Genomic DNA, 19,847 nt, shown 5'->3' on the forward strand with positions numbered 1-19,847 from the left:
CTTGTTGGTCGAAAGTCGCCAGTATACCCTTGGCGAGCGAGGTCAATCGCTTTCGCCGCCTGTCCGCCGGGCAACGGGCGGGCCGGGAAGACCGCGCTGCAGTTCTCGCACCACCACCCGATGCGGGGCGAAGGCGTCGACCAGGCATTGCCAGGCGAGGCGTGCCGCCGCGCTGTTGTCCTGGCTGAAGTTGCAAACGTAGAGGTCGAGCGTCACGGCACGCGCTTCGGGCCAGGTGTGGACGGCAAGATGCGACTCGGCGAGCACCACCGCACCGGTCGCACCGGCCGGTGCGGCGGCGCTGCCGAACTGGTGGAACAGCAGGCCCACCGGCGTCAGCCCTGAGGTTGAACACGTCGCCAGGCAGAGATCCTGCAGCAGAGCCACGTTGTTCAGCAGGTGCAGAGAGCAGCGGCAGCCGTGCAGTTCGGCGATCAGATGCAGGCCCGGCATCGCGTTTCCACTCCATTGGCCGGGCTCGGCGAATCCGCTCGCCGGCCGCAGACCGCCGCTACCCGGCCGTTCATGCCCGATCAACCTCGGGGAACGAAGCTGCTGCTGGTCCGGGTGACCATTCCATGATCATTGAAATGAACATTGAAGTACCACTCCATCCCCGGCTCGACTTTCGTCTTCCAGTCCCAGACGATCTCCTTCTGCAACGGGAAACGCACCTGGTGAGCCGGCTGGCCAAGCAGATAACGAATCTCGTCGGTGGTCATGCCCGGTTTGACCTTGTTGAAATTTTCCGTGGTCAGCACCTGTCTCACCTCGCGCAGGATCTGGTCGGGGCCGATGACGAGCATGTAATTGACCATTCCCTCCGGTGTGCGGGGATACTCCCAGATGCGACTACCGTCGTCTTCCCGCCACTCGAGGTTCGGCTTGCCCATGATCTGCCTTACCTCTTCGGCGGTGGACGCGCCAGGCCGAAGTTGGCTCAAGCGATCGACGTCGCAGCCCGCCGCGACCAGGGCCAGCAGACCGGCAAGCAGAATGGTCGCGAAAGGCTTTCCAAGCATGTTTTCCCCGTGCTTTGCGATCTATGAATAGAATTGTCCCGAGCAAGCCATGAGTATAGACGAAGCCGGAACGAGGAAGCCGATGAGCCCGATCGAACGACCCTGGCCGCCGCGCCGCTCGGCATCCGCCGCCCAGCCCGGCACAGCACCGCCGCCTGCGCAACTCCATCGCGGAGCCACGTTCCGCCGCTTCCTGCACGCCGGCGCGCCTGGCCCATCGACCGGGCCTAGGCATTGAGCACGGGCCGCGACGACTATCCGCCAGCCACCGTGGCATGGACGGTCTGGGGCTTGGCTGCCCTGCTCTACCTGATCGGATTCTATCAACGAGTGGCGCCGGCGGTCATGACCGACCGCCTGATGCACGAGTTCGCCATTGGCGCCACCGAACTGGGCAAACTCTCGGCTTTCTATTTCTACTCCTACGTGGCGATGCAGATCCCGACCGGAATCCTGGCCGACCGCTGGGGACCGCGCCGACTGCTCAGCGCCGGCGCCGCCGTCGCCGCCCTAGGAACGGCGCTGTTCGCCTGCGCGGTCGATTTGTGGTGGGCCAGCGCGGGTCGTTTGCTGATCGGCGCCTCGGTGGCGGTGGCTTTCGTCTCGATGCTGAAGCTTGCCACACACTGGTTCGCGCCGCGCCAGTTCGCCCTCGCGTCCGGAATGGCCCTCGCCTGTGGCGTCGTTGGCGGCGTGATCGCCGGCGTGCCACTGCGCATGCTCATCGAAACCTGGGGCTGGCGCCCGGTGATGGGTGCCTCGGCGGCGCTTACCGCGTTGCTCGCGGTCGCCATCTGGCTGCGCGTGCGCGACGACCCACGCGATCTCGCCCATCGCAGCCACGCACCGGATGGATCGTCCAACGAAGTGCGGGGATCGATCCTGCGCGGCATGGCCGAGGTTCTGTCCTATCGCAACATCTGGATTCTGCTGATCGCCCCGATCGGCCTGGCCGGTGCGGTGCTCACTTTCGCCGGACTGTGGGGCGTTCCCTACTTGCGCCAGGTGCACGGTCTGGAAACCCGGAGCGCGGCGGCGATCACCTCGCTGCTGCTGGTCGCCTGGGCGATCGGTGGTCCGCTCCTCGGAACCCTTTCCGAACGCCTCGGCCGACGCCGGCCACTCTACGTATGGACCACCGCCGCTGCGCTGGCCGGATGGCTGCTGATCGTCTTCGCGTCGATTCCGCTCTGGCTGCTGACCGTGGCCCTGCTGTTTACCGGCCTGATGTCGGGCAACCTGATCATCGGCTTCGCGTTTGCCAAGGAATCGGTCCCCGCGCGGCTGATGGGAACCGCGGCCGGCATCTGCAACATGGGGCCGCTGCTCGGCGGCATGCTGCTGCAGCCCGCCGTCGGCTGGCTGCTCGACCGCAACTGGCTGGGCGCCACCATGGACGGGGTCCGGACGTACGACGCGACCGCCTATCGGACGGCTTTCAGCCTGCTGGTCGCCTGCGTTGCGGTTTCGCTGTGCCTGCTACCGTTCGCCAGGGAAACCTACGGCCGGCAGGCGACGATGATCGGGCCATCGCCACACCGTTGATTGACCAGCATGGCAAAAGCGCCGAGCAGCATCAGCCCGCTCATCCCCAGGGCCAGCGTCAGCGTCGAACCCCAGAGCAGGGGGGCGAGCAGACCGGCGGCAATCGTATTGACGACGGCCTGCACGAAGCCCTGACACGAAGCGGCCAGGCCGCGTTGCTCGGGAAACAGGTCCAGCGCCTGCAGCGTCAGGCTCGGCATGGCCAGCGACATGCCCAGTGTGAAGCCGAAGAGCGGTACCACGCTCCACGGCAGAGCCGGCGGCAACGACATGTTGAGGCCGACGTTAAGCGTTGCGGCAAGTCCCATCACCAGATAGCCGGCAACGATCGTTCGCCCTGCCGAAAACTTGCCGGCCAGATGGCCCGACAACCAGGCACCGAGCACCAAGCCGCTCATCGCCGGACCGAACAACCACAGGAAGCCGGTTGCCGAAACACCCAGGTGATGCATCAGAAAGACGGGAGCCGACAGCACATAGATGAAAAAAGCGACAAAGTTGAGCGCCAAGGCACCACTGACGCGCAGGAAGGCCGGCGAAGTCAGCACCTCGCGGTAACTGCGGGTCAGATAGCTGAACCGTAGCGACTGGCGCCGGTGGCGGGGCAAGGTCTCCGGGAGGAGGTACCAGCAAGCCAGCCACAAGGCGACACTGGCCAGTCCGAGAAAGGCAAATACCGACCGCCAGCCGAACGATGATTGCAGCCAGCCGCCAACGACGGGCGCTACCGCCGGAGCAAGCGCAAACATCATCATGATCTGCGAGATGACGCGCTGCGCCGACGGACCATCGTAAAGATCGCGCACGATCGCCCGACAGATGACGATGCCGGCACCGCCGGTCATTCCCTGCAGCGCACGCAACAGCCAGAGGTGCTCGATTCGCGTGGCCATCATGCAGCCGGTCGAAGCCACGGCGAAAAGCGCGACGGTCACGAGGACCACCCGCCGACGGCCGAGGGCGTCCGAAATGACGCCGTGCCAGAGGGACATCAGCGCGAAGGGCAGCAGGTAGGCGGTCAGCGTCTGCTGCACCTGGACCGGAGTGGCCTGCAGGGATTCGCCGACATCGCGAAAAGACGGCAGGTAGGTGTCTATCGAAAACGGGCCAAGGGCGGCCAGCGCCGCCAACAGAAAAGCGATTCCCCGTGGTGCCTGCAAGCTGTTCGACTCCGACACGTCAATCCCCCCGAAGCGAAGACACTGGACGGCCCAGCCACGCGCTGCGCCGCAATGACGGCGCAGCCAAGTGCAACATCGGTAATTCTGCGCCCAAACTTTAACGAGCGGTAAAATCTGTGTGCAGAAAGCCCCGAAGTCACGACGCAGGGGCCGCCATCCCGACCACTGCGGACGACAATGGTGGCCGGAGGTGCTCTGCAACGGGACATTCGGCTGGCCCTGCGGATGCTGCCTGGGCTAAACTTCACACTTTTCGTTCACGAGGATTGACCATGCCCATCGTCACCACACCCAGCGGTCTCCAGATCGAGGAAATCATCGTCGGCAGCGGCCCGACCGCCAGCGCTGGCCAGCACGTCATCGTGCACTACACGGGCTGGCTCGCCGATGGCAAGAAATTCGATTCGAGCAAGGATCGCAACGAGCCGTTCCGCTTTCCGCTCGACGGTCGGCACGTCATTGCCGGCTGGGAAGAAGGCGTGCCGGGAATGAGCGTCGGCGGCATACGCAAGCTGACGATTCCAGCCAATCTGGCCTACGGAGAGCGCGGTGCCGGCAAGATGATTCCGCCCAATGCCAAGCTGGTGTTCGAAATCGAGCTGCTCGATATTGCCTGACCGATGGCCGAGCGGCCGCGCAATACCCTGATCCGACGGCCGCTGACGACCGCCCGACAAGCACCCGTTGGGGCGCCGCCATCCGGCGGCGCACCCGCCGAGGGAGTACGGATCTCCAAGCTGATGGCCGAGCGCGGCCTCTGTTCGCGGCGCGACGCCGACCAGTACATCGCTCGCGGCTGGGTCTCGGTCGATGGACGGCGGGTGACCGAGCTGGGAAGTCGTGCGTCGGCCACCTCCGTGATCACTCTCGACCAGGCGGCACAAGCACAGCAGCGCAAGCAAGTGACCATCCTGCTCCACAAGCCGGTCGGTTACGTGTCCGGCCAGCCGGAACCGGGCTGCACACCGGCGGTGGCGCTGATTCAACCGGACAGACAGTGGCACACGCCGCACACGCCGGCCTTCCATCCCTCGTGCCTCAAGGGGCTGGCGCCGGCCGGCCGTCTCGACATCGACTCGACCGGCTTGCTGGTGTTGACCCAGGACGGTCGCGTGGCGCGCCGCCTGATCGGCGAGGACTCGACGATCGAGAAGGAATACCTGGTGCGCGTCGAGGGCTCACTCGACGCCGCCGGCCTGGCGCTGCTCAAGCACGGACTGGTGCTCGACGAGCGCCAGTTGAAGCCGGCTCAGGTCGAATGGCTGAACGACGACCAGCTTCGTTTCGTCCTCCGCGAAGGCAGAAAGCGGCAGATCCGACGCATGTGCGAGCTCGTCGGGCTGCGCGTCAGCGCGCTCAAGCGCGTCCGCATCGGTGCCGTGCGGCTCGGCGACCTGCCACTCGGGAAGTGGCGCTTTCTGCGCCCGGACGAGGTTTTTTGAGGGCTTCGCCGGAGCGGCCGCGCTTGGTGGCCAGGGCTCAGAGGAAAACCGGCTCGGGAACCAGGTCGACGCCGAAACGCTCGCGGACGGCGGCCTGCACGGCGCGCGCCAGGGCGATCACGTCGGCGCCGGTCGCGCCACCCCGATTGACCAGCACCAGCGCCTGCTTTTCATACATCCCGACCCGGCCGAGCTGGCGCCCTTTCCAGCCGCTCTGCTCGATCAGCCAGCCGGCGGCCAGCTTGACGCGGCCGTCGGCCTGCGGGTAGCGTGGCAGTTCCGGATGCGCGGCCGCCAATCGCCGAGCGAAGGCGGCATCGACCAGCGGGTTCTGGAAAAAACTGCCAGCGTTGGCGAGCACGGCCGGATCGGGCAGTTTCCGGTTGCGCACGGCGATTACCGCGTCGGCGACCTGGAGGGCGTTCGGACGCGCGATGCCGCGTTGCTCGAGTTCGCTGGCCAGATCGGCGTAGCCAGCCACCGGCTGCCAGGCTTTCGGCAAACGGAAAGTCACGCGCGTGACCACCAGGCGCGCCTCGAGATGCCAGCCCTCCTGTTTGAAAACGCTGTCGCGATAGGCGAAGCGACAGGCGTCGCGGTCCAGTCGTAACGTCTTGCCGGTAAGCATGTCCATCGCTTCCAGCGCATGGAAGCGATCGGCCACCTCCAGCCCATAGGCGCCGATGTTCTGGATCGGCGCCGCACCGACCGTTCCCGGAATCAGCGCCAGATTCTCCAGCCCTGGCCAGCAGCCTTTGGTCAGCGTCCAGCGCACGAAAGAATGCCAGTTCTCGCCAGCACCGGCACGCACGTACCAGGCATCGTCGTCCTCGCCGATCAGTTGGCGGCCGCCGATCGCCATGTGCAGCAGCAGACCGTCGAAGTCACCGGTTAACACCACGTTGCTGCCGGCACCGAGAACGAAGCGGCGCAGATGGCTCTTGCCGACGAGCTGTGACAGCTGATCGGCCGAATCGACCTCGACATAGAACGCCGCTCGCCCCGGCAAGGCCAGCGTGGTCCGCTGGCCGAGGTCGGCACCGCTCTTGACGAAAGGTGGAAGCGTGTTGCTGGTCACGCCGCCGCCCCGTGTCCTACGTCTTTCAGAGCAAAGGCGCCAGCCAACGTTGCGCGGCGGCAAGATCGCAACCCGCGCGCTGCGCCCAGTCTTCGAGCTGATCGCGGGCGATCTTGCCGACCGCGAAATAGCGGGCTTGCGGATGCGCCAGATAGAAACCGGAAACCGCCGCCGCCGGAGTCATGGCGAACGATTCGGTGAGCTCGATGCCGGCGCTTCCCGGCGCATCGAGCATCGCGAACAACGCGCCCTTGGCGGTGTGATCGGGGCAGGCCGGATAGCCGGGTGCCGGACGGATGCCGCGATAGTCCTCGCGGATCAAGGCGTCCCGATCCAGACCTTCGTCACTCGCGTAACCCCAGTAATCGCGGCGGACCTGCGCGTGCAACCACTCGGCACAGGCCTCGGCCAAACGGTCGGCGATCGCTTTCAGCAGAATCGCGTGATAGTCGTCGTGCGCGGCGGCGAACTCGGCGAGCTTCTCTTCGATGCCGAAGCCCGCGCTGACGGCAAAAGCGCCGATCCAGTCCGGCGTCCCCCGGCCGGCGACGAAGTCGCTCAGGCAGTAGTGCGGTTTGCCGGCCGGACGTTCGTGCTGCTGGCGCAGGTTGTGCCAGGTCATCAGCCGTTGCCGGCGCGTTTCGTCGGCATAAATCTCGATGTCGTCGCCGACCGCGTTGGCCGGGAAAAGCCCGAAGACGGCGTTGGCGCGCAACCATTTCTCGCGGATCACCTTGTCGAGCATCGCCCGAGCGTCGCCGAAAACCGCGCGCGCGGTGGCGCCGACCAGCGGATCGTCGAGGATCTTCGGGTAGCTGCCGGCCAGATCCCAGGTCTGGAAAAAGGGGCCCCAGTCGATGAATTCGGCCAGCGTCGCCAGATCGACCTCGCGCAGCACGTGCCGCCCCGGCTTTCTGGGCGCGCTCGGTCGGTAGGCGGCGTCGCCGTCCCAGACGAAACGATTGTCGCGCGCCGCCGCCAGCGGCAGCAGCGTGATCCCTTTTTTGCCGGCGTGCTGCGAGCGCAACTTGGCGTAGTCGGCCGCCAGTTCGGCCTTGAAACCGTCGGCGTGGTCGATGGACAGCAGCCGGGTGACGACGCCGACGGCACGCGAAGCGTCGGGAACGTAGACCACCGGCCCGGAGTAGTTGGGCGCGATCTTGATCGCCGTGTGTGCGCGGCTGGTCGTCGCCCCGCCGATCAGCAGCGGCACCGGCGGGTCGCCGTCGGACCCGGCGGCGAAGCCGAGACGCTCCATCTCGGCCGCCACATGGCTCATTTCTTCGAGCGACGGAGTGATCAGACCGGACAGACCGACCGCCTGTGCGCCGTGCTCGCGCGCCGCATGCAGGATCTTGTCGCAGGGAACCATCACGCCGAGGTCGATGACGTCGTAGCCGTTGCAGCCGAGCACGACGCCGACGATGTTCTTGCCGATGTCGTGCACGTCGCCCTTCACCGTCGCGATGACGACCCGACCCTTGCTGCTCACGCCGGTGCGCCGTTTCTCGGCCTCGATGAAGGGGATCAGATGCGCCACCGCCTGCTTCATGACGCGCGCCGACTTGACCACCTGCGGCAGGAACATCTTGCCGGCACCGAAAAGATCGCCGACGACGTTCATGCCGTTCATCAGCGGGCCTTCGATGACCGACAGCGGCGGCCGGCCGGCAGCCTCCAGCGCTGCCCGGCACTCCTCGGTGTCGGCCACGACGAAGTCGTTGATTCCCTTGACCAGCGCGTGCGTCAGGCGCTCCTCGACGGGCAGTTGCCGCCAGGCGAGATCGGGACCGGTGTCTCTCGACCGGCCCTCCTTGACGCTCTGCGCGAACTCGACCAGCGCTTCGCCGGCGTCCGGGCGGCGGTTGAGCACGACGTCCTCGACCTTGTCGCGCAACACCGGGTCGATATCGTCGTAGACGCCGAGCATTCCGGCATTGACGATGCCCATCGACAGCCCGGCCTTGACCGCGTGATACAGGAAAACCGTATGGATCGCCTCGCGCACCGCGTCGTTGCCGCGGAAAGAAAAGGAAACATTGGACACGCCGCCGGAAATCTGCGCCTCGGGCAGATGCCTGCGAATCCAGACGCAGGCCTCGATGAAATCAACCGCGTAGTTGTTGTGCTCCTCGATGCCGGTGGCGATGGCGAAGATGTTTGGGTCGAAAATGATGTCCTCGGGCGGAAACGCCGCCTGCTCGGTGAGCAGGCGCCAGGCGCGGCCGCAGATCTCGGTCTTGCGCGTATAGGTATCGGCCTGCCCGGCCTCGTCGAAGGCCATCACCACGACGGCCGCGCCGTAGCGGCGCGCCAGCCGCGCCTGACGCAGGAATTCGGCTTCGCCTTCCTTCATCGAGATCGAGTTGACGATTCCCTTGCCCTGGAGGCACTTGAGGCCGGCCTCGATGACCTCCCACTTCGACGAATCGATCATGATCGGCACGCGCGCGATGTCCGGCTCGCTGGCGATCAGTTTCAGGAAGCGGACCATCGCCGCTTGCGAATCGAGCATCGCCTCGTCCATGTTGAGGTCGATGATCTGCGCGCCGTTTTCCACCTGCTGGCGAGCGACGGCCAGCGCGTCGTCGAAGCGGCCCTCGAGGATCATCCGGGCGAAGACCCGCGAACCCGTGACATTGGTCCGCTCGCCGACGTTGACGAACAGCGAGTCGCGGCCGACGTTGCACGGTTCGAGACCGGACAGGCGCAGCTTGCGTTCGCGGCGCGGCACGAGGCGAGGCCTAACGCCGCGCACGCGCGCCGCGATGGCGGCGATATGGGCCGGCGATGTGCCGCAGCAGCCGCCGACGATATTGACGAAGCCCTGCCGCGCCCAGTCGCCGATCTCCGCCGCCAGTTGCTCGGGCGTTTCGTCGTAGCCGCCGAAAGCGTTCGGCAGGCCGGCATTCGGGTGCGCCGAAACGAAACAGTCGCACAGGCGCGACAACTCCTCGACGTACTGGCGCAGCTCGGCGGCACCGAGCGCGCAGTTGAGGCCGAAGCTCAGCGGCCGGATGTGGTTCAGCGAATTCCAGAACGCTTCGGCGGTCTGTCCCGACAGCGTGCGTCCGGATGCGTCGGTGATCGTTCCCGAAATCATCACCGGCCAGCGGCGAGCCGCCTGTTCGAAGTGGCGTTCGATGGCGAACAGCGCCGCCTTGGCGTTGAGCGTGTCGAAAACGGTCTCGACCAGCAACAGATCGGCGCCGCCGTCGCACAGACCGCGGATCGCTTCGCCATAGCTGTCCACCAGCTCGTCGAAACTCGTGTTCCGGTAGCCGGGGTCGTTCACGTCGGGCGAGATCGACGCGGTGCGCGAAGTCGGCCCGATCACCCCGGCGACGTAGCGCGGCCGCGTCGGGTCGGCGGCCGTGAATTCGTCGCAAACGCCGCGCGCCAACTGCGCGCCGGCGAAATTCAATTCGTAGACGATGGCCTCCAGCCGGTAATCGGCCTGCGACACGCTGGTCGAGTTGAAGGTATTGGTTTCGATGATGTCCGCGCCGGCCGCCAGATACTCGGCATGGATGGCGCGGATGATCTCGGGCCGCGTGAGCAGCAGCAGATCGTTGTTTCCCTTCAGGTCGTGCGCATGGTCGGCGAAGCGCGCACCGCGGTAGTCGGCCTCGCACAGCCCGTGGCGCTGGATCATCGTTCCCATCGCCCCGTCGAGGACCAGGATGTCCTGCTCGAGGCGGGTCTTCAGTTCGGCAGTACGGTCAGGCGACATGGCAGTCCTCGGTAATCCTATCGGCGCGGGGCAAAACAAAAACCCGTCGACGCAAAGCTCGACGGGTTCCGGTGTGGGCTTCGCTTTAGCGGCACTTGTAGCGCGCCCGCAATCTGTTGATGTCAAATCGGCGCGGACCCAGGCGGCAGCCTGAGCAGAGGCAGCAAATCTACCTGCCGCGCCAGGGCTTGTCAAGGCCAGGGCGAACAGGCCAGGGCGAACAGGGATGGACTGCGCGCTGGCCCCATACGGCCGGCATGGCAGCCCGCCGGCTGGTTGCCACTCGGCCAGTCTGGTCATCGGCAGGAAACCCGGCGCGTGTTTCGCGCGACGAAGCGCCGGTGCACCGCGTCGCGACGCGCCATGCCGAGCATCTGCGGCGAACGGAGAACTCGACGGACCGCTTGCCAAGCTGCGCCGGCCGGCCGCCGACGCCACTTTCGCAGTAAGATCGCCCGGTCGCCTGCGCTCACCTCGCCATGAACTACACCTTTGCCTCGGCCACCATCCTGCTGCTGCTGATTACCGACCCGATCGGCAACATCCCGATCTTCGCCAACGCGCTGCGCCACGTCCCCCCCGAGCGGCGCGCCTGGGTGATCCTGCGCGAAGTGTTGATCGCCTTCGTCCTGCTGCTCACCTTCATGTTCGTCGGCGAGGGATTTCTGCGCCTGATGAACCTCAGCGAGCTGTCGCTGCAGATCGGCGGCGGCGTGATCCTCTTTCTCATCGCGCTGCGCATGATCTTCCCGCCGCCGAGCGGCGAGACGCCGGACAGCGTCGGCGAGCCGCTGATTGTTCCATTGGCGATTCCGGCGATCGCCGGCCCCTCGGCGCTGGCCACCGTGCTGCTGCTGGTTTCGCAGGCGCCCGACCGGCGCCTGGAGTGGATCGCCGCGCTGGGCATCACGATGGCGGTCAGCGCCGTCGTCCTGGTGCTCGCCGAGCGGATTCAGCGCGCCGTCGGCGACCGTTTCGTGGTCGCCCTCGAACGCCTGATGGGCCTCGTTCTGGTCGCCATGTCGATCGAAATGATGCTGCGCGGCATCAAGACCTTCGTCAGCCAGCTCGCGCGTCTCTGAAGCGCGGCGCCGAGCACCGGTCAGAGCGAGGCCGACGCCTCGGCGGCGCGGGCCTGGACTTCGAAGTGATTGCTGGCGTACGGTGGATAACCGCGCAGCAGTTGCCACAGGCTGGCCGCCGGATAGGCAAGGAAGAACAGCGCCCCCCAGCGTTCGTACTGGCGGACATGCTCTCGTTCGTGCGCCCGCCAGCGCCTCAAAACCGCTGGATTGGCGCCGATCACCAAGTGCCCGAAAGTGATCGCCACAAAAGGTAGGCGCCGCGCCAGGCGCGGCCATTGCCGCGACTTGCCGGCAACGCTCAATACCAGAATGCCGTCGCGTCGCCACAGGCTGGCGCCAGCCAAGAGCAGCGGCGCCGCGAGCAGCAAACCGCAGGCGGTGCAGGGCGCGGCCCATAGGTAGGCGCGCCAGTTGGGGCGCTGGACCGGAGGAGCGGCCGAGGGCAATTGCGCACGGGTTTCGCTGCCGGGCATCGCTAGCGGGCGCTGGCGGCCGGCGCACCCGCCGCCGGATCGAGCACCTGCGCCAGCCGCTGCGAGACGTTGAGAAGCGTCTTTTCGGTGTCGGCGCTGAAATCGAAAGCTTCGATCAACTGGTCGGTTCGCGTGCGGATCACTTGGCGAATGCTGTTCTCCAGGCTTTCGGAGAGGCACAGGCTGTTCAGCAGAAGATCCAGTTCGCTGAGCAGCAGGCGCACCGTTTCCGAACTGTTGTAGCGTGCGGTCTCATATTTTTCGCTGAACTGGTGAACGGTGCGGCTGACGGTCTGCAGTAGCGCCGCGATGTCATCCTTGGTGGCGAGGTTTTCTACGCGGTTGCGCACCGCTGCCAGTTTGGCGTCGGCGGTTTCGACGGCGATGGCCAAGTGGTCGCGCAGACGGCCGCATTTCTCCGCGTCCTCGAGCGGCATGTTGTTGACCAGCAACGAGGCGCGCGTGAAATTGACCGCCAGTCGGTTCTTGTAGGCCACCAGCGTTTCCATCGATCGCAGCAAGCGAAAGATCGACACTTCGACCGGCCGCGATTCACCGGCGGCGCTGAGCGTCAGTTCGAAGCCCGGCAGATGGAACTGCACCGCGCCGTCAAGGCCGAAGGCGCGCAGCATGGCCAGCATTTCGTCGGCGACCTCACGATAATCCTCCAAGCCATTGAGGGTGCGAAGGAAACGAATCAGCACCGCGTATTCGTCGAGATTGGACATCACCAGGTTGGCCAGCGTATCGGAAGCGGCGAGTTGTTCTTCCAAGGCAACCTTTCCCTCGGCGGAACGCCGCAGGACGGCGACCTTTTGCTTGAGCTCCGCGGCCTTGAACGGTTTGACGATGAAGTCGTCGCCGCCAGCGTCGTAGCCGGCAAGACAGGCGTCGAGATTGGCCAGAGCGGAAATGAAGATCACCGGCACACGACTCGTCGCGCTGCCAGCCTTGAGCTTCCGGCACAAGGTGTAGCCGTCCATTTCGGGCATGTCGACATCGAGCAGGAAGAGATCGGGAACCTTGCTCGCCAACCGCGCCAGGCAGTCCGCCGCCGAGGGAAACGTCTCGATGCTGTTATCTTGCCCGAGTACCGCCGCGACCATTCGCCGGCCGGCTTCGACATCATCAACGACAAAAATTGTGTATTGGTCATTCATGGCTTACTCCTGGCGTCCATTCATCACATCATCGCCGCCCGGGGCGCGGGCAGGCCTGCCTGATCGGCAGTCGTATCGCCGGCCAAGTAGCCTGCAATCGCCGACTCGAGGCGATCAAGTTCGTCTTCGAGTTGCGGCCGCAAGTCACGGCTATGCACGGCGTCCGCCTCGGCGCCGGCGGCTTCGAGCGCGGCGCAGACCGCTTGCGCGGCCAGTGCTCCAATCTGACCCAGGCTACCCTTGAGTCGATGGGCGGCCTTCCGGAGCAGCGCCGCATCGCCGGCGGCCATCGCATCGAGAATGACCTGGCGATCCGGTGCGATCTGATCGCGGACGATAGTCATCATCATACGTAGATTGTCCGCGTCGCCGTCCATCATTTCCAACGCCAGTGTGGTATCGAGGATTGCGGCGGCTGCGAGTGGCGGCTGGGCGGCGACGCGGTCGGCAACAATTGACGCTGGCCGCGCGGCCCGGTTCTGGAGTTCCGCCAGTTTGGCGCGCAGGTCGCGGCCACGGACCGGTTTCGAGAGATAGTCGTCCATGCCGATGGCCAGGCACTCTTCGCGAAAGCCTTTCATGGCGTGTGATGTCAGGCCGATGATTGGCGTCGCCAGGCCGAGATCGCGGATTGCGCGCGTCGCCGCAAAGCCGTCCATGTTCGGCATCTGGACGTCCATCAGGATCGCGTCGAAGGTCTCGCTTCTCGCCGCGGCTACCGCCGCGTTGCCATCCTGAGCCAGGGTCACTTGGCAACCGGCCTTGCCGAGCACGGCGAGGGCAAATTTCTGATTAGTTGGGTTGTCTTCGGCGAGGAGAACGCGCATTCCGGCGACCAGTTCGCCGGTCATCGATGCCGCCGCTGGTTCATCGGGCAACAACTCGTCGCTGCGGCCGACACGGGCGGTAAACCGGAAGACGCTGCCTTGCCCGGCCTGGCTCTCGACGGCGATCGTCCCATGCATCAGCTCGACCAGGCGACTGCAGATCGCCAGGCCGAGGCCGGTACCGCCATAGCGACGGGTGGTCCAGGCGTCGGCTTGCGAGAAGGGGTCGAAAATCGCTTGCTGTTTCTCGGCCGGGATGCCGATGCCGGTGTCGCTGACGCTGAGCACGAGCAGCAAAGTTTCGGCGTTGCTCTCGCGAACGGAGACGTCGACGGCGATGCGCCCGCGCTCGGTGAACTTGATCGCGTTGCCGAGCAGATTGGTTACGATCTGGCGCAGCCGGGTCGGATCGCCGATCACACAGGCCGGAACCGAGTCGTCGATGCGGATATCGAGGTCGAGACCCTTGCCGCGCGCTACCTCGCTCAGGGCGCGCACGGTTTCGCAGAACAGCCGACGCGGCGCGAAACGGATTTCTTCCAGGTCCATCCGGCCGGCTTCGATCTTCGAGAAATCGAGGATTTCGTTGAGCAGGGTCAGCAACATCCGCGCCGAGTTCTGGGCCGTCTCGATGCAATCGCGCTGCTCGGCGCTCAGGACGCTGTCACCGACCAGTTCGAGCATGCCGAGGACGCCGTTCATCGGAGTGCGCAGTTCGTGACTCATGCTGGCCAGGAAAGTGCTCTTGACAGCGCTGGCCGCCTCGGCCGCCTCGCGCGCGCGCTGCAATTCGGTGATGTCGACGTAGAAGCCGACGGTATGTCCGTCCACGGCCTTGCGCTCGACGATGCGCAGCCACGGTCCGCCATCAAGGTGGCGGATGAAGTGGCCTTGGGCCAGACGATGCGCTTGCCGACGCGCGGTCAGCCATTCGGCGCCCTGGTCGGGGAGTTGGTGCAGCGTGCTGCGCCGGACAAGTTCCTCCAGCAACTCATCGAAGGTGGCGCCTGGTACGATCCGGTCGCCGATCGCCGCGTGCAAGGAACGGAATTTCTGATTGCAGAAGACCAGACGATCCTCGCGGTCGAAGACCACGAAGGCCTCGTCGATCGCCTCGATCGCCGCACGCTGCAAGTGCTCGCTGCGGGCCACCCTCTCCTCGGCCAGTCGGCGTGCGGTAATGTCCTCTTGTACGCTGAGCAGGCCGATCACCTGTCCCTGCGCATCAAGCAGCGGCGCCTTGGAGGTTCGTTGCCAGGTCGTCGCGCCGTCGGCCGTCCGGCGCGCTTGCTCGACAAAGAGTCGCGGCAGGCCGCTGACGAGTACCGCCGTTTCGTCGGCATATTCCGGATCGTCAGGCTCCAGACGGGACAGTTCGAGGTCGTCCTTGCCGATCAGATCTTCCGCGCCTGAGAAGCCGAGATCGGCGGCGAAGACCTTGTTGCAGCCCAAATAACGCAGTTGGCGGTCCTTCCAATAGACTCGCGCCGGGACGGTATCGAGGACGGTAAGCAGCAGGTTGCGCGATTCGGCCATCGCACGTTCCGCCGCCACCCGGTCGGTAATGTCGGAGATCAGGCCGAGCATGCCGGCGACCCGGCCTTGTGAATCAGTATAGGTAGTCTTGTGGAAAATCACTTCACGTGGCATTCCATCGGCATAGGTCAGCCGGCCCTGGTAGGTTTGTACACCCGGATTGTCGAACAGGGCACGATCGGCCGCGGCATACACTTCCGCCAGTTCGCGCGGCGCGATGTCGAAGACCGTCTTGCCGACGAACTGCTCGCGCGGCATACCGAGGTAAGTCTCGAAGGCTCGGTTGCCGCCGACATAGCGTCCTTCGGTATTCTTGTAGAACAACGGCGAGGGTACCGCATCGATCAGATCCTGGTGGAATTTGAGGAGTTCGCCGAGCGCTTCTTGCCGGGCTTTGTGTCGCTCCTTGCTTTGCCGCAACAACAGCAGAATGTAGCCGGACAGGAGGGCCAGCAAGAGGCCGCCAGCGCCGACGCCAATATGCATCAAGCGAACGAAGGTCTGGTTTTCGTGCGTGATATCGGCCATTACCAACAGATCACCGACGTCGCGGCCGCGGCTATCCTGCAAAGCGGTCCCCAACAGGAGCCAGTCATGGTCCGCCTCGGAGAATCTCTGCTTGCCGAACCAGTCGGCCGCCGAATCGACTGCATCGAGTTCGCCCAGGACGGCGATGTCGTGCAGGAAACCCTGCGAAGCGTAAGTCACCACCGAAGATGCCAAGCGATCCCAGTTCGCTTGCCGGTCGAGCACAGACATCTCCGTTTCCCAGGCTGATCGATCGATGTACGGCTTTTTCACCAAGACTACGACCTCGGTGCGCAGCGTGTTCTGGGCGCGGAAGACATTCTCGATGTCCTTGCCAATCTGCACGTAACCGATTGGCGTGTCGTTGCGGAAAACGGGTTCCGCGACCCACAAGACGAATTTTCCATCGATGCCAAGTTCCAGCCCGGAGCGCGTCTTGCCGGTTCTTACCGCTTCCTCGAGCGTCACGGCACCGCCGCCGCTAGTCCTAGCCCCTGGCGGCATCATCCGTGCCAGCGAAACGCCGTCACGATCGAAGAACTCGAGGTGGCATATCCCATGTTCCCGATGCATGGCGACGTACATGGGTTGCCAGGCCGCCGTCAGTGCAGCGATATCGCGGCCCGCAATGGCCTCGCGGACCACGGGGTGTTGGGTGATGGAGCTGACAGCGATGGACATCGCGGAGGCCTGGCTGGCGAGTCCAAAGCGGAACTCATGGATGAGCAGTTCGTTCCGTGCCGCGGCTTCCTGCGTAAAGTGTTGCTGCTGTTGCTGGTGGAGCAGCGCGCCTGCGCCGAGCAAGGTCAGCAGCACGATCGCCAGCAGCGGCAACAGAATGCGCGGCAGGGGTCGCCAATGGGTAAACGCTCCCCGCCCATCGCTGGTGGCCAGCGCGACGCTTCCCGTTGCCGGACCGAGTTCCGGCGCGGTGGGTGCGGGACTACTCATCTGCCGCCCAGACCGGCCTTGCCGGGAAGTGTGGCCGTGGCGCACGCTGGTAGTCGTGGCGGGCGAAAATCACTGCGCATACGGTGTCGTGGTCAGGTCGTTTCAGGTTGTCGGCGGCCGAGGGCATGAACATCGCCGACCAAACTAGCCCTGTGTGGGGTCGGGAGAAGTGTCAGAAGATCCTCGGTCGCTATCGATCGATGGTGCCGCCAGCGGCAGCGGACCACGCCGCTACCGCGTCAGACGTCACGCATTCAGATTACAAGAGATGGCGGGATACTTTCAAGGAATAATGCGGACCTCGCAGTGCTCTCGAGTTGGATCACCCGGACGCCACGGGAATCGACGTTGGTTTGGCAGGCCAAACTTCTTGTGTGGCCGGATCGGGGTGATGAGCCGGTGCGGGGGAAATCGGGACTTTCCCGGCGGACCCAGAGCAAGCCGCTGACTGGCCAGAGTGCGGCTTCAATCAAGCCATCCGGACGAAAGAACGAGCGAGATGGGTGAACGAGAGGAAGGATTGGCGAGTTTGTCGTGACCTTTGCTCAGGCGAAGGTATCGACTTGATTCCCGAGGTGTGCCGGGTTGTTGGCCGGCCTGGCTTCCGCCACAGCAATGAGTTGTGCGGCGTTCTGTTTTTCAAGGTCGAGTGCCTTGCGCAGCACGGCCAGTTGCACCGCCTGTTGCGTTTGTTCCTGGCTCAGGACCGTGGCGATGCTGGCGATCGACGATACGTCCATGATCTTCCTCGTGACTATCGGTATCAGTTCTTCTACGGCAGATCGTCAAAGAACTTGAGGAAGCAAAGCTGGAAACCGCCGTTGATGGCTGGCCATCGCCCTGGACGCCCCCTCATGACAACTCTTTTTCGCCCCGAGGAGGATTCCGCTACGCGCCCGACAGTTCGAACAGAAGTACCCCCGGCTTGGTCGTTCTTGGTTGCTGGCGGGAGAAATGGGAGAAAAATGGACAAGGAGGGCAGACTACGCTTTAGCTATAGATCGACGGTCGGCTCGGCGAGGTCCATGCGCTGACCTCGCCGGGTCGGCGGCATCTCGCGACCGGCGACCCTCGCCAACGGTGGAGCACGGATTTGAACGACGAGCGGCGGCGTGCGATGATGGCAGCGCGGCGCGCGAGAGGCGGCGCCGGCGCCGGCCGATTTTTCGCGACGGGAAACCCTGTGGGAGAGAAGAACATCACGACCGAGTCATCCGCTGCCGGGGAACCCTGCGCCGACCGCGACACCACGGCGACGCCGTCGCACGCCGACGAGGCGGTCATCCTGGTGCACGGACTGTGGACGCCGGCGACGGTCTTTCTGCCGCACGCACATTGGCTCAGGCAGCGGGGCTATGCGGTGCGGCGTTTCGCCTACCCCAGCGTGCGCGCCACGCTGTCCGACAACGCCCAGGCGCTGGAACGTTTCCTGGCGACGATCGAAGCGCCGGAGATCCATCTCGTCGGCCACAGCCTGGGCGGACTGATCATCCTCGAAATGCTGGCCGAACTGGCGGACCCGCGCCTGCGCCGGGCAGTGCTGCTCGGCACGCCGTGCCTCGACAGCCACTGCGCGCGGCGCCTGGCGACGCTGGCGGGAATGCCGGCGCTGCTTGGCCGGTCGATCATGGAAAGCCTGTCGCGCGCCCGCTTCGCGACCATCGCGCCGCAGTCGCCGGTCGAGATCGGCGTGCTGGCCGGCACGCGCAGCCTCGGCCTCGGTCGTGTGGTGCTCGATCTGCCGCGTCCCAACGACGGCGTGGTCACTCTCGACGAGACCCGCCTGCCGGGCGCCGCCGACTTCATCGCGCTGCCGCTGGCGCATTCGGAGATGCTCGTTTCCCGGCGCTGCGCGGCACAGATCATCGCGTTCCTGGAAAACGGCCGTTTTCTCCATGAGCCTGCGCCTTAGAAGCCTGCTCCGGAACCTGCCGGCGGCCCTGCTGACCACCCTGCTCACCGCTTGCGGCAACCTCGGCTACTATACCCAGGCGGTACGCGGACACTTGGCGGTGATGCAGGCCGCCGTGCCCATCGAAGCGATCCTCGACGACCCAGCCGGCGATCCTGGGCTCAAGGCGAAGCTTGCCGAAGTGCGGGCCATGCGCGATTTCGCCAGCCGCGAACTGGGCCTGCCGGACAACGGCAACTATCGCTCCTACGCCGACCTCGGACGGCCCTACGTGGTGTGGAACGTCTTCGCGGCGCGCGAGTTCTCTTTGCAACTCGAGCGCTGGTGCGTGCCCGTCGTCGGCTGCGCCGGCTACCGCGGCTACTACGACCGCAACGAGGCGGCAGACTTCGCCGCCTCGCTGCGTGCCGCCGGCTACGACACCCATGTCGGCGGCGTCGTCGCGTATTCGACGCTCGGCCATTTTGCCGACCCGGTGCTCAACACCTTCCTGCGTCTGGGCCCTCTCGACGTGGCGCGAACCGTGTTTCACGAACTGGCGCACCAGGTCGTTTTCGTGCCGGGCGATTCGCTGTTCAACGAGTCCTTCGCCACGACGGTCGAAGAAGTCGGGATGCAGCGCTGGCTGGCGCAGCGCGCCAGCCCCGAGCAAACTGCCGCCTTCACCACCCAGCGCGCGCGCCAGGCGGCTTTCGGCGCTCTGCTGGAAGAGTACCGCGCACGCCTGCGGACGCTCTATGCGAGCGCCAACGACGACGACCACCGACGCCAAAGCAAGGCCGCACTGTTCGCCGCGCTGCGCCGGGACTATGCTGAACTGAAGGCCGGCTGGGGCGGTTACGCCGGCTACGACGCTTTCTTCGGCGACGACCTGAACAACGCCAGGCTCGCCTCGCTGTCGCTCTACAACGCGCTGGTGCCCGCCTTCGAATTGCTGCTCGCCGGGCAGGACTTCGACTTGCCGCGCTTCTACGAACGCGTCTCCGGGCTCGCGGCACTCGAGCACGCGGCCAGACACGACGCGCTACGGCAGATCCTCGCCGGCCATGGCGGCGCGGCGCCGGCGGTGGCGGCGACGGCCGCTTACGCCGACAGCCGATGAGGGAAGAAGGCCACGACTGAGCTTCCCTCGGTTTTTCGTCTTCCAAAGGGTGAGGTTCATGCTAACTGTTTTTCCTGATACTGCCTGCCGAGCCACTTTTCCATGGTGTGAACTGGCGAGCCAACAGGTTCTCTGCCACCGGCAGGGCGTGGCGCGAATCCGTCGTCACCTTGTCGCGGCGCTTGTGACGGGCGTGAATCCCGTTCTCGCGCCTCAACCTCTCTCCCCGCTCCTTGCTCGCCGGGAAACCACGCCTTCGCCGTTCGCGCACC

Annotated in this window: 15 protein-coding genes and 1 pseudogene; 6 read left to right on the forward strand and 10 right to left on the reverse strand. The window is 65.3% G+C overall.

Going from position 1 to position 19,847, the window contains the following annotated elements; genetic code table 11:
• Positions 1 to 42 precede the first annotated feature (42 nt).
• Both speD and bamE read right to left on the reverse strand, forming a co-directional pair.
• On the reverse strand, positions 43 to 453 hold the full coding sequence (gene speD / locus Q1M07_RS01375; protein ID WP_300449574.1) for an adenosylmethionine decarboxylase: 411 nt from the start codon (positions 451 to 453) through the stop codon (positions 43 to 45).
• Positions 454 to 533: 80 nt separating this feature from the next.
• Positions 534 to 1,022, reverse strand: coding sequence for an outer membrane protein assembly factor BamE (gene bamE / locus Q1M07_RS01380; RefSeq protein ID WP_300449577.1), 489 nt, complete (start codon positions 1,020 to 1,022; stop codon positions 534 to 536).
• 234 nt (positions 1,023 to 1,256) lie between these two features.
• On the opposite strand from bamE, the gene Q1M07_RS01385 reads away from it, so the two are divergent.
• Positions 1,257 to 2,567: an MFS transporter gene (locus Q1M07_RS01385; protein WP_300449580.1), complete on the forward strand. Its 1,311-nt coding sequence runs from the start codon at positions 1,257 to 1,259 to the stop codon at positions 2,565 to 2,567.
• Here Q1M07_RS01385 and Q1M07_RS01390 read toward each other — a convergent pair.
• Positions 2,522 to 3,727, reverse strand: a complete 1,206-nt coding sequence (locus tag Q1M07_RS01390; protein ID WP_300449582.1) for a multidrug effflux MFS transporter — start codon at positions 3,725 to 3,727, stop codon at positions 2,522 to 2,524. The two genes, Q1M07_RS01385 and Q1M07_RS01390, sit on opposite strands and share 46 nt — an antisense overlap.
• Before the next feature lie 293 nt (positions 3,728 to 4,020).
• On the opposite strand from Q1M07_RS01390, the gene Q1M07_RS01395 reads away from it, so the two are divergent.
• Together Q1M07_RS01395 and Q1M07_RS01400 are read left to right on the forward strand one after the other, a co-directional pair.
• Positions 4,021 to 4,365, forward strand: coding sequence for an FKBP-type peptidyl-prolyl cis-trans isomerase (locus Q1M07_RS01395; RefSeq protein ID WP_300449585.1), 345 nt, complete (start codon positions 4,021 to 4,023; stop codon positions 4,363 to 4,365).
• Positions 4,366 to 4,368: 3 nt separating this feature from the next.
• Positions 4,369 to 5,190 (forward strand): pseudouridine synthase, encoded by an 822-nt coding sequence (locus Q1M07_RS01400; protein WP_300449588.1) that lies wholly within the window; start codon positions 4,369 to 4,371, stop codon positions 5,188 to 5,190.
• A gap of 37 nt (positions 5,191 to 5,227) precedes the next feature.
• On the opposite strand, the gene murB is transcribed toward Q1M07_RS01400, so the two are convergent.
• Complete coding sequence (gene murB / locus Q1M07_RS01405) at positions 5,228 to 6,268, reverse strand: UDP-N-acetylmuramate dehydrogenase (protein ID WP_300449591.1); 1,041 nt, start codon at positions 6,266 to 6,268, stop codon at positions 5,228 to 5,230.
• Positions 6,269 to 6,293: 25 nt separating this feature from the next.
• Positions 6,294 to 10,001, reverse strand: coding sequence for a methionine synthase (metH, locus tag Q1M07_RS01410; protein ID WP_300449594.1), 3,708 nt, complete (start codon positions 9,999 to 10,001; stop codon positions 6,294 to 6,296).
• 479 nt (positions 10,002 to 10,480) lie between these two features.
• Here metH and Q1M07_RS01415 point away from each other — a divergent pair, with 479 nt between their 5' ends.
• Entirely contained in the window at positions 10,481 to 11,083 is a 603-nt protein-coding gene (locus Q1M07_RS01415; RefSeq protein ID WP_300449597.1) for a MarC family protein, read from the forward strand.
• Positions 11,084 to 11,103: 20 nt separating this feature from the next.
• On the opposite strand, the gene Q1M07_RS01420 is transcribed toward Q1M07_RS01415, so the two are convergent.
• The 4 genes from Q1M07_RS01420 to Q1M07_RS01435 all read right to left on the reverse strand — a co-directional run bounded on the left by Q1M07_RS01420 (position 11,104) and on the right by Q1M07_RS01435 (position 17,301).
• Positions 11,104 to 11,559 carry a hypothetical protein gene (locus tag Q1M07_RS01420; protein WP_300449600.1) on the reverse strand — a complete coding sequence of 152 codons (456 nt, stop codon included), beginning with the start codon at positions 11,557 to 11,559 and terminating at the stop codon, positions 11,104 to 11,106.
• A 2-nt stretch (positions 11,560 to 11,561) separates the two neighbouring features.
• Positions 11,562 to 12,719, reverse strand: a complete 1,158-nt coding sequence (locus Q1M07_RS01425) for a response regulator (protein ID WP_300449603.1) — start codon at positions 12,717 to 12,719, stop codon at positions 11,562 to 11,564.
• A 23-nt stretch (positions 12,720 to 12,742) separates the two neighbouring features.
• Complete coding sequence (locus Q1M07_RS01430; RefSeq protein ID WP_300449606.1) at positions 12,743 to 16,561, reverse strand: PAS domain-containing protein; 3,819 nt, start codon at positions 16,559 to 16,561, stop codon at positions 12,743 to 12,745.
• A 545-nt stretch (positions 16,562 to 17,106) separates the two neighbouring features.
• Positions 17,107 to 17,301 (reverse strand): YjfB family protein, encoded by a 195-nt coding sequence (locus Q1M07_RS01435; protein ID WP_300449609.1) that lies wholly within the window; start codon positions 17,299 to 17,301, stop codon positions 17,107 to 17,109.
• A 443-nt stretch (positions 17,302 to 17,744) separates the two neighbouring features.
• Here Q1M07_RS01435 and Q1M07_RS01440 point away from each other — a divergent pair, with 443 nt between their 5' ends.
• The gene (locus Q1M07_RS01440) at positions 17,745 to 18,473 is read left to right on the forward strand and encodes an alpha/beta fold hydrolase (RefSeq protein WP_300449612.1); all 729 of its coding nucleotides are present in this window, start codon (positions 17,745 to 17,747) and stop codon (positions 18,471 to 18,473) included.
• Complete coding sequence (locus Q1M07_RS01445) at positions 18,457 to 19,575, forward strand: aminopeptidase (RefSeq protein ID WP_300449615.1); 1,119 nt, start codon at positions 18,457 to 18,459, stop codon at positions 19,573 to 19,575. The genes Q1M07_RS01440 and Q1M07_RS01445 overlap by 17 nt, the downstream gene beginning before the upstream one ends.
• A gap of 103 nt (positions 19,576 to 19,678) precedes the next feature.
• On the opposite strand, the pseudogene Q1M07_RS01450 reads toward Q1M07_RS01445, so the two are convergent.
• A pseudogene (locus Q1M07_RS01450) lies at positions 19,679 to 19,847 on the reverse strand (IS3 family transposase); the annotation flags it as partial.

The sequence above is a fragment of the Accumulibacter sp. genome (assembly GCF_029255285.1).
GTDB lineage: Bacteria > Pseudomonadota > Gammaproteobacteria > Burkholderiales > Rhodocyclaceae > Accumulibacter.

Coding starts and splice junctions, on each gene's coding strand:
- speD (WP_300449574.1), bottom strand. CDS start 453: ATGCCGGGCCTGCATCTGATCGCCGAACTGCACGGCTGCCGCTGCTCT.
- bamE (WP_300449577.1), bottom strand. CDS start 1,022: ATGCTTGGAAAGCCTTTCGCGACCATTCTGCTTGCCGGTCTGCTGGCC.
- Q1M07_RS01395 (WP_300449585.1), top strand. CDS start 4,021: ATGCCCATCGTCACCACACCCAGCGGTCTCCAGATCGAGGAAATCATC.
- Q1M07_RS01400 (WP_300449588.1), top strand. CDS start 4,369: ATGGCCGAGCGGCCGCGCAATACCCTGATCCGACGGCCGCTGACGACC.
- metH (WP_300449594.1), bottom strand. CDS start 10,001: ATGTCGCCTGACCGTACTGCCGAACTGAAGACCCGCCTCGAGCAGGAC.
- Q1M07_RS01415 (WP_300449597.1), top strand. CDS start 10,481: ATGAACTACACCTTTGCCTCGGCCACCATCCTGCTGCTGCTGATTACC.
- Q1M07_RS01420 (WP_300449600.1), bottom strand. CDS start 11,559: ATGCCCGGCAGCGAAACCCGTGCGCAATTGCCCTCGGCCGCTCCTCCG.
- Q1M07_RS01425 (WP_300449603.1), bottom strand. CDS start 12,719: ATGAATGACCAATACACAATTTTTGTCGTTGATGATGTCGAAGCCGGC.
- Q1M07_RS01430 (WP_300449606.1), bottom strand. CDS start 16,561: ATGAGTAGTCCCGCACCCACCGCGCCGGAACTCGGTCCGGCAACGGGA.
- Q1M07_RS01435 (WP_300449609.1), bottom strand. CDS start 17,301: ATGGACGTATCGTCGATCGCCAGCATCGCCACGGTCCTGAGCCAGGAA.
- Q1M07_RS01445 (WP_300449615.1), top strand. CDS start 18,457: ATGAGCCTGCGCCTTAGAAGCCTGCTCCGGAACCTGCCGGCGGCCCTG.